Consider the following 8,776-nt stretch of genomic DNA (forward strand, 5'->3'; position numbering starts at 1 on the left):
GTTGCAATAAGTACAACTTCACACTGCTTCACCGCATTTTCGATCACCGCAAAGCGATCTTCCCCGATTTTTGTTGCAAGGGAAATATTTTTTTCACTCAAAGGAAATTGTGCGCCTATCAAAACAGTATGTCCCGCTTTTATCCACTGTTGAGCCAAAGCTCCGCCTACATTTCCGGAGCCGATGATTGCTATATTCATATTTTTAGTTTAACGTGAAATTTACAGTAATTTTTGCATTCAGCAGTTTAGAAACCGGACAATTGACTTCCGCATCTTTTACAAGCTCCTCAAATTTATCAGCTTCAATTCCGGAAACTTTTGCTGCCAAAGTAATGTTAGACTGAGTAATGCTTCCGTCTTCCAGAACGATTTCACAATCAGTTTTCAATTCATCTGCCGAAAAACCTGCAGCCTGTAAATTAAAAGCCAGTTTCATACTGAAGCAACCGGCATGAGCTGCGGCAATCAGTTCTTCAGGATTCGTTCCGATTCCGTCTGCAAAACGGGAACTAAAACCATATTGGGTTTCTTTTAAAACTGTACTTTGCGTGGTAAGGTTTCCTTTTCCGTCTTTTCCTGTTCCGCTCCACACTGCGGTTGATTTTCTTTTGATCTGCATGATATTTTGTTTAATCAATCTTAAACTGTAATAATTATTTACTTAAAAGTTCTACTACTAATTCTGCAGCAGCCGCTCCCGAATTCTGCTGTTGCCCGGTAATTAAATTCCCGTCCTGAATAGTGTATGAACTAAACGGAGCCGCAACTTTAAATGTTGTTTCCTGTAATTTTCTAGCTTCTTCTTCAATTCTGTAAGGCTGAATTTTCATTCCGACCGCCTGATCTGCAAACTCTTCTTCTGCGTCAGCAAAACCGGTCCAGGTTTTTCCTTTTACAAGCAATTCACCGTTTGATTTTTTAGCTTCCAATAATAATGTTGTTGAATGGCAAACCGCTGCGCTTGGCTTTCCGCTTTCATAGAAACTCACAAATAATTGTTCCAGATCTTTATTTCCTCTGAAAGTGTACATTGGTCCCTGTCCGCCAACCAGAAAAACCGCATCATAATCTTTTGCATTAACTTCAGTCAGTTTTCTTGTATTTTCAAGCATCTCGTTAAAGTCAGTTTTCTGCATATACCCTAAAGAAATTACATCATGTGCAGAATAACCGCTTTCGTCCAAAGGATTGGAATATCCGTCCATTTCCAGTTTTCCTCCTTCTGTTGAAACCAGTTCCACTTCGTAACCTGCTTCCTGAAAAACTCTTAAAGGATGAGTTAATTCTGCTGCCCAGAAACCGATTGGCCAATTGGTTTGTTTACTCACACTCGGCGAGCTTGCCACCATCAGAATTTTACCTTTTACGGGAGCTCCGTGAAAATGAACATAACTATTTACTTCTTTTACTTTTTCCATTTTTTGTTTTTTTTGTTTTTAAAATCTCTAATTTTGATAAAACAAAGATAATTCTGAGTAGGAAAGAAAATCAATAATGGCTATCTTTGTAAGAAACACACAAAAATGTAAGTATGCCTGATTTTGTTTCGGATAAGCACCTTTTTCACAATCCTGTTGAATTTGCCATGAGCAAAATAGGCGGAACCTATAAAATGCCTATTCTCTGGCGTCTGAAAGATAAAGCATGGCGTTACTCGGAATTGGCTAACAGCATTCCTCATATTTCAGACAGGATGCTTTCTAAGAGTTTAAAAGAATTGCTGGAAGATGGCTTTATTTCCAAAGAAATATTTCCGGAAGTTCCTCCAAGAACCGAATACAACATTACAGAACGCGGTAAAAAAGCTGTAGAAATTATTTCAACTTTAAGAAATTACGGATTTGAGCTGATGAAAGATTTCGGCATTGAAGAAAAATAATTTAACCGTTACTTCATTTAAAGCAGCGCTATAATTTTGTCAGCTTCCCGAATTCCGCTTAAGTAAGCACCGTGAGCCGTTGAAAAATAATCTGCTTCCGTGTGCTCTCCGGCAAAGAAAAGTCTGTCGTTTACCTCTTCTGCCAAATCATCGAAATGGGACATTTCTGTACCAACTGCCGTATAGGAATAGGAACCGAAAGAATTTTCATTATTCTGCCATTTGGTACGAAGCAAATTTGAAGGATTCGGAATGCTGTTTCCGTAAACATCTTTCAGATGGCTCATAACTTCTGAGATAACCTGAGAATCTGACATTGTCTCTGTTTGTCTTGCATAATCTGCGTAGGCAAAAGTCATTAACCCATTTACATTCGGATGGAACTTTTTTACATTCACAAAATAATTGAATTTATCCCTTGTTTCCGGTGTGTAGGAAATATACTGTACATCATCCCAAAAAGCGGTGTTCCATATTAAAAGAAATTTATTTACACAGTTCATTCCCACTTTTTGGATAGCGTTTTGCTTTGCAGCAGGAAGTGAAGGAAGAAATTCAATTTTATTGGCTTTTAAAACACCCAGCGGAACACTTACAATCACATAATCTGCCTCTGAAATAATTCCGTTGTGTGTTATTTTTATTTTGGTATTGCTGTAATCTATTTTACTAACTCTTTCGTTAAATTTAACATTAAGTCCGGAAGCTAAGAAATTGGCAATCGTATCATAACCATTAGTTGCTATTTTTTCTGACCCTCCGAATTCTTCTCCTTCATCATAAAGCACGGAAGAAACTTTATCCAGATCTCCCCTGTCAAAGGTAAAATAGGTAGAAAGAAAAAATTTCCATAACCTGTTGTTGAATTTATCCGGATATAAATTTTGAAAAACGGTCTGAAAGCTTTGCGCCGGATTTCCGCTGTTTTTTAAAGTGGAAAGAATATTGTAATATTCGGTTTCCGTATTATCAAATACGGTATTACTCCGCAGAATTCCTCCAATATCGTAAGATTTTCTGCTGTCATCAACCGTTTCAAAAGTCTGCATTCCTGCCTGCTGCGCAAGATTTGTTATTGGATTGCCATTAATTCCGTGAATCCAGCTTGCTCCTTCATCAAAAGGAATTCCCAGACTTCTGTTGGTCTTTAATCTTCCTCCAACTTTTTCCTGAGCTTCTAAAACTGTAACCTCAAAGCCTTTTTCTTTCAATTTTTTGGCTGCAGCAAGACCGGAAATTCCCGCACCAATAACGATGACAGATTTTCCGTTAGGAGTTTCAGTTTCATCTTCCGAAGAACATGAGTTAGCCAGTAAAGAAGGTGCTAAAAATATCAGGGGAAAACCTGCTAAAGTATTCTTAATAAATTTTCTGCGCTGCATTTGTATTTTTTTTGAAAAACAAATATATTCAATTTTAAATCTGTTTTTCACAGCACGTCAAAAATTTTAATAAGCTCTGAATAATTTTTCAGTTTTGAAATTACTTTCTCGTAACCCTCAGTAAAATAACAATTACTAAAAATACAGAAAAGATAAATCCTAAAACGGCTACCAAAGACAATTCCCCGATTCTCGGTCCCGATTCTGAAGTAAATACAATTGCCGTTGCAATGATATTTGCGCCTAAAACCATTGCCAGAATAAGATTGATAATGCTTGATTTTATCAGTTGATTCGTCTTTTCTATATTTTTGATTTCACTGGAAACAGTGAATTTGTTTTCGTCTAATTTCTGTAAAACAGAACGTAGTTCTTTGGGAATTTCGTCTACACTGTCTGTAAACATGAGCATTCTGTCCATTCCCGTTTTTACAATATTTTTCGGACTTATTTTTTTAGTAAATATTTTTTTGGTGTAAGGATGGAGACTTTTTACCACATCCAAGTCTGGATTTATGGTTCTTCCCACTCCTTCGATAAGACTGATCCCTTTGAATAAAAGATAAAAGTAATCCGGCATATGAAGACGGTTATCTTTCAGCACATCTTTCATCTTATTGATGATAACCTGTGCATTAATTTCTTTCAGAGAGGTGCTGTGAACGAAATTCAGAATATCTTCCACATCATTTTCAAATCTTCTTTCATCCGGAATCTCATAACTGATCGCCATTTTTTTCAGGTATCGGACAATTTTATGTGGATTTTTGGCAACAAAACTTACAATAAGATTTTCAAGGACTTCCTTGTCATTCGGCGGAATTTTTCCAACTGCACCGAAATCAATAAAAACTACTTTTCCGTCTTTTTTTACCAAAATATTTCCCGCGTGAGGATCTGCATGGAAAAATCCATAGTCTAAAATCTGGGAAACAAAAAGTCTGAGACCTGTTTCGGAAATGTTTACAGGATCAATATCGTATTGTAAAAGAGATGCAGTATCTGTCACTTTAATCCCATCAATAAATTCCATACAAAGAACATTATTGTTGGAAAATTCTTCATAAACCTTCGGAACGTAGGTTTCTTTGCTGTTTTTAAAATTTCTTTTGAACTGCAGGATGTTTTCCTTTTCATTAATCAGAGAAACTTCTTCCAGTAAAGATTTTTCAAAGGTGGAAATCGCCTGTTTCAGATTGAGCTTCTCTCCTATTTCGGAATAAGAAGAGACCAGTTTTTCCATATCTTTGATAAGCAGCAGATCGTCTTCAATTACAGACTGAACCTCTGATTTTCTAATTTTCAGAATAACCTCTGTTCCATCGATTAATGTTGCTTTATAAACCTGCGCAATTGATGCTGTTGCCAAAGGCTGTTTCTGAATATCTGCAAAATGATCTTTCACCGAAATACTGAATTCGTTTTCCAGTATTTCTTCCACATTCATTTCAACCGTTTCCACTTTATCCTGAAGATTCTGCAGTTCCTGAAGAAGTTCCGGCGGAAGAAGATCTTCCCTGTTGCTGAAAGACTGTCCGAGCTTTACAAAAGTTGGTCCCAGTTCTTCCAAAACGAGCCGGATTCTTTCGTAAACAGTTCCTTTTGATACGACTTCATCGGAATTGGCGGGAATTTCCTCTTTATTTCCCCCGTTCATTCTTGCCAACAGATCTTTGAAGCCGTATTTGCTTAACACGGAAATTAACCGGGCAGATCTTTTTAATTTTCTTTGCTGTTTATCGAACATAGTCTGAAATGTAGTTGCAATTTAATTCAAAAATTGTTCCTATTGATAATAATTAATTTTCTATTTTAAATCGCTTTTTTATAATTTTCCCTTTCAGTTTGTCCTGATCAAAGGCGACGCAGTGAACAATCTATTTCCTAAAACAAAGATCGCGAAGATTTCATTTAAAAGGGTTGAAAATATTTTTCGTTCGCAATGGTGTTTTACTCAGCAAATGATAGCAGTGTAATGCAAGTTTTTCTTATCGCAAATTTTTGAATTAAATTTAATTAAATACGATATGTCATCCTGAAAGAAGCGTAGCAGATTGAAGAATCTATTTGCTAAAACAAAGATCACGAGGATTTTATTTAAAAGGATTGAAAATATTTTTCGTTCGCAATGGCGTTTGACGACTTCGAATCTTCGATTTCACTCAGCAAATGATAGCAGTGTAATGCAAGTTTTTTATCGCAATTTTTGAAGTAAATTTTATTAAATACGATATGTCATCCTGAAAGAAGCAGTGCAAATTGAAGAATCTATTTTCTAAAACAAAGATCGTGAAGATTTTATTTAAAAGAATTGAAAATATTTTTCGTTCGCAATGGCGTTTCACTCAGCAAATGATAATAAAGCTGTTCAATCTTTTCAATTTAGTTTGTCTTTTCACAGGAATCTAAACTTAGTATTAGAGAAATATAAGACTGAAAGATTTGCGCTTAGATTTCTAAGGATTGACAAACTCTGTGGTTATTTCCTAATGTTAATGAAGCAACTTCCAACCATAGCCCCGATAGAAACGACATCCTTTTTTGTTGCGGGCGAAGCGAAGCGGAGCCAGTAACAAAAAAGATACAGTGGATAGCGGGAAAAAGCTCTAAATGAATATTCTATCATTTTTTTCTTTAACTTTACCATGACAAAATATTTAAAACCAACGCTAAAAAATTATTAAAATGAAAAATTTAAAGAAAGTTTCAAGAGAACAAATGAAAAATATCGCAGGAAGCGGATTCATCAGAAACTGCTCTAATAAGTGCTGTCCTGATGATGGAAGACCAAGATGTCCCGGATTAATCTGTCCGGCTGTTTTGTGCCCGAATTAGGATCTTTTTTGAAAGAATAAAAACGGAATGCAGAAATGCATTCCGTTTTTCTATTTTAGGTATGTTTCGTACAAATCTTTTCTCCTGTCTTTCATGACCTGAACTGAACCATGATGATGCAGATCTTTCAATAAATTCAGATCGACATCCACAATTAATGTCATTTCTGTGTTCGGGGTGGCTTCTCCTTTCACTGCATTCGACGGAAAACCAAAATCCGAAGGGGTAAAAACCGCAGCCTGACCAAACTGAATATCCATATTATTAACTCCGGGAAGGTTTCCTACGCAACCTGCAATTGCCACATAACATTCGTTCTCAATTGCTCTCGCTGCCGCGCAATGACGAACACGCATATACGCATTCTGGGTATCTGTAAGGTAAGGCACAAAAAGAATTTTCATTCCCTGATCGGCTAAAATTCTCGGAAGCTCGGGAAATTCAACATCGTAGCAAATTACCAGACCAATTTTTCCGCAGTCGGTATCGAAAACACGGATTTCGTTTCCGCCTTTCATTCCGTAATATTTTTTCTCATTGGGCGTGATGTGGATCTTCCTGTATTCGTCTACTCTGCCGTCTCTGTGAAGAAGGTAACTTACATTGTATAAATCATTATTTTCGAAAACCGGCATACTTCCGGAAATGATATTGACATTATAACTGATTGCCAAATCGGAGATTTTCATCTTGATTTCTTCGGTTAATTTCGCCAGTTCAATCACGCTGTCTCTCTCCGAAAGTTTATTGAAAGGAGCTAATAAAGGGGTATTGAACAGTTCCGGAAAGAGAACAAAATCTGCTTTGTAATCTCCCATTACATCTACGAAAAATTCCACCTGTTCATAAAAAGCATCAATATCCTTAAAATGTCTCATCTGCCATTGAACCAATCCCAAACGAATGATGCTGTCCTGCATGGTGTTTGGTTTTTTGCTGTAGTAAATATTGTTCCATTGGAGTAAAACTGCATTCTCTTTGGATGATTCGTCCTCCGGCAAATATTTCTTTAAAACCCTGATCGGTAAAAAGTTATTGGAAAGCTGAAAAGACAGAACCGGATCGTAGATTTCTTTATCCCGAACTCTGCGGATATATTCTCTGGGCGATAAATCGCTGTGTTTATGGTAATTGGGAATTCTTCCGCCTAAAACAATGGATCTTAGATTCAGTAATTCGCAGAGTTCTTTTCTCGCATCATACAATCTTCTTCCGAGACGCAGTTCACGAAATTCCGGATCCACAAAGACTTCGATCCCATATAAGACATTTCCGGTTGAAAGGTGGGTGTTAAAAGTATAATTTCCTGTAATATCACTATAGGTATGATCGTCGCCAAATTCGTCATAGTTCACAATAATAGAAAGGGCAACTGCTGCGAGTTTTCCGTCTACCGTAATGCAGATTTGTCCTTTAGGAAATATCCGGGTAAGTTTTTCGATACTTTTTTTAGACCAGACATATTCCGACATTTGGGGATAAGCCCTCTTCATGGTAACGACCAATTCATCATAATCCTGAACCGTTAATGGTCTTGTTTCTATTTGCATTTGATGTAATTTTACTTAAATTTAGGGAAAAATAATTGATAAAGGTTTTCAAGAACTTTAATTGTTATGAAAAAACTAATAACAATAATAACACCGTTTTTACTTTTTAGCTGTATTTCCAGAGATCATCAGAAATATGTTTTGCATGATCATACTGTAATATTGAAGGGCAAATTCTTTAAGATAGATTCAGCTAATCAAATTTTTATTTATCATTTTAAAAATGATACTATTGAAGGTGTTTTTACAAGCTTTAATGATAAAAATTTTAAAAATCCTAATTACAAAAAAATAAAACTCAATAAAAAATATACCTTAGTTTTAAACAAAGAAGTAAGATTTGCAAGTTGCTTTTTACCTGATAACTTTGAAAACTCTTATACTGAAAATGATATTCTAATTTGGGAGCCAAGTATGAAGTCTCAATATTTTGTAAGTTGCAGCAATATTACAGCTAACAAAATAAATCCGAGATTTACACTGCTTAAATATATGGATCCTTATAAATCTTACAAATAACCGTGTATGTTTCTTAAAAATTTTCTCACAGTTATTCTTCTTTTCCTGATTATAGGATGCAGTTCTTATAAAATTAAAAATATTTATTTCAAGTCCGAAACAATTAAGCTCAACGCAAAGATCGACAGTATTGATTCAACTGAGCATTATTATGTTTATTATATTAGTAATGATACTCTTAAAGCATATTTTAGTAAACCGAAACTTTGCAGCAATTCTTTTAAAACTTCGTTAGAATTAAATAAAACCTACTCGCTAAAAGTAAAAACCGATGCGAATACGACTTATAGATTCAAAATAAATATGGGAGATGATTTATATGTAGAAGACAGGTTCTTTGAGTCTGATGAACCCAGATTAATTTTGGATGATTGTTTTAATATTTGTGGAAATACAATCAATATTGATCAATAAAAAATCCCATCAAGAGATAGGATTTGTATTTTATCTTGGTAAAGACAGCTTAGAAATACTACTCATTTCAACAGAATCTTTTGCCTCATTATATTTTACATACATTGTTCGCCACTTTTCTTTCATCGCTTCTTCTTTTGTAAAAGCATGCTCTTTTACAGTAAAGTGTTCTTTCATGTGATCAAAATCTTCATA

General features: G+C 35.4%; 10 protein-coding genes. 4 read left to right on the plus strand and 6 right to left on the minus strand.

Annotated features, from left to right (window positions below):
* The 3 genes from WFK35_RS17570 to WFK35_RS17580 form a co-directional block, all read right to left on the minus strand.
* Positions 1-200 (minus strand): NAD(P)-binding domain-containing protein (locus WFK35_RS17570; RefSeq protein WP_336733674.1); only part of this gene is annotated, 200 nt, incomplete at its 3' end.
* A 4-nt stretch (positions 201-204) separates the two neighbouring features.
* Positions 205-621 (minus strand): OsmC family protein, encoded by a 417-nt coding sequence (locus WFK35_RS17575; RefSeq protein WP_442892078.1) that lies wholly within the window; start codon positions 619-621, stop codon positions 205-207.
* A gap of 34 nt (positions 622-655) precedes the next feature.
* Positions 656-1,420, minus strand: a complete 765-nt coding sequence (locus WFK35_RS17580) for a type 1 glutamine amidotransferase domain-containing protein (RefSeq protein ID WP_336733675.1) — start codon at positions 1,418-1,420, stop codon at positions 656-658.
* Positions 1,421-1,533: 113 nt separating this feature from the next.
* On the opposite strand from WFK35_RS17580, the gene WFK35_RS17585 reads away from it, so the two are divergent.
* Complete coding sequence (locus tag WFK35_RS17585) at positions 1,534-1,881, plus strand: winged helix-turn-helix transcriptional regulator (protein ID WP_214589299.1); 348 nt, start codon at positions 1,534-1,536, stop codon at positions 1,879-1,881.
* Between the two features lie 17 nt (positions 1,882-1,898).
* Here the strand turns inward: WFK35_RS17585 and WFK35_RS17590 are convergent, their stop codons facing one another.
* Positions 1,899-3,263: a flavin monoamine oxidase family protein gene (locus WFK35_RS17590; protein WP_336733676.1), complete on the minus strand. Its 1,365-nt coding sequence runs from the start codon at positions 3,261-3,263 to the stop codon at positions 1,899-1,901.
* Positions 3,264-3,363: 100 nt separating this feature from the next.
* Positions 3,364-5,010 (minus strand): ABC1 kinase family protein, encoded by a 1,647-nt coding sequence (locus WFK35_RS17595; RefSeq protein WP_336733677.1) that lies wholly within the window; start codon positions 5,008-5,010, stop codon positions 3,364-3,366.
* A gap of 938 nt (positions 5,011-5,948) precedes the next feature.
* Here WFK35_RS17595 and WFK35_RS17600 point away from each other — a divergent pair.
* Positions 5,949-6,098, plus strand: coding sequence for a bacteriocin-like protein (locus WFK35_RS17600; protein WP_336733679.1), 150 nt, complete (start codon positions 5,949-5,951; stop codon positions 6,096-6,098).
* Positions 6,099-6,148: 50 nt separating this feature from the next.
* Here WFK35_RS17600 and WFK35_RS17605 read toward each other — a convergent pair whose 3' ends face one another.
* Entirely contained in the window at positions 6,149-7,648 is a 1,500-nt protein-coding gene (locus WFK35_RS17605) for a carbon-nitrogen hydrolase family protein (RefSeq protein WP_336733680.1), read from the minus strand.
* Between the two features lie 66 nt (positions 7,649-7,714).
* Between WFK35_RS17605 and WFK35_RS17610 the strand changes: the two genes are divergently transcribed.
* On the plus strand, positions 7,715-8,167 hold the full coding sequence (locus WFK35_RS17610; RefSeq protein ID WP_336733682.1) for a hypothetical protein: 453 nt from the start codon (positions 7,715-7,717) through the stop codon (positions 8,165-8,167).
* A 6-nt stretch (positions 8,168-8,173) separates the two neighbouring features.
* Positions 8,174-8,581 carry a hypothetical protein gene (locus WFK35_RS17615; protein ID WP_336733684.1) on the plus strand — a complete coding sequence of 136 codons (408 nt, stop codon included), beginning with the start codon at positions 8,174-8,176 and terminating at the stop codon, positions 8,579-8,581.
* Positions 8,582-8,776 lie beyond the last annotated feature (195 nt).

This window comes from Chryseobacterium sp. VD8 (genome assembly GCF_037149975.1).
In the GTDB taxonomy this organism is placed as follows: domain Bacteria; phylum Bacteroidota; class Bacteroidia; order Flavobacteriales; family Weeksellaceae; genus Chryseobacterium; species Chryseobacterium indicum.

Coding starts and splice junctions, on each gene's coding strand:
- WFK35_RS17575 (WP_442892078.1), bottom strand. CDS start 621: ATGCAGATCAAAAGAAAATCAACCGCAGTGTGGAGCGGAACAGGAAAA.
- WFK35_RS17580 (WP_336733675.1), bottom strand. CDS start 1,420: ATGGAAAAAGTAAAAGAAGTAAATAGTTATGTTCATTTTCACGGAGCT.
- WFK35_RS17585 (WP_214589299.1), top strand. CDS start 1,534: ATGCCTGATTTTGTTTCGGATAAGCACCTTTTTCACAATCCTGTTGAA.
- WFK35_RS17590 (WP_336733676.1), bottom strand. CDS start 3,263: ATGCAGCGCAGAAAATTTATTAAGAATACTTTAGCAGGTTTTCCCCTG.
- WFK35_RS17595 (WP_336733677.1), bottom strand. CDS start 5,010: ATGTTCGATAAACAGCAAAGAAAATTAAAAAGATCTGCCCGGTTAATT.
- WFK35_RS17600 (WP_336733679.1), top strand. CDS start 5,949: ATGAAAAATTTAAAGAAAGTTTCAAGAGAACAAATGAAAAATATCGCA.
- WFK35_RS17605 (WP_336733680.1), bottom strand. CDS start 7,648: ATGCAAATAGAAACAAGACCATTAACGGTTCAGGATTATGATGAATTG.
- WFK35_RS17610 (WP_336733682.1), top strand. CDS start 7,715: ATGAAAAAACTAATAACAATAATAACACCGTTTTTACTTTTTAGCTGT.
- WFK35_RS17615 (WP_336733684.1), top strand. CDS start 8,174: ATGTTTCTTAAAAATTTTCTCACAGTTATTCTTCTTTTCCTGATTATA.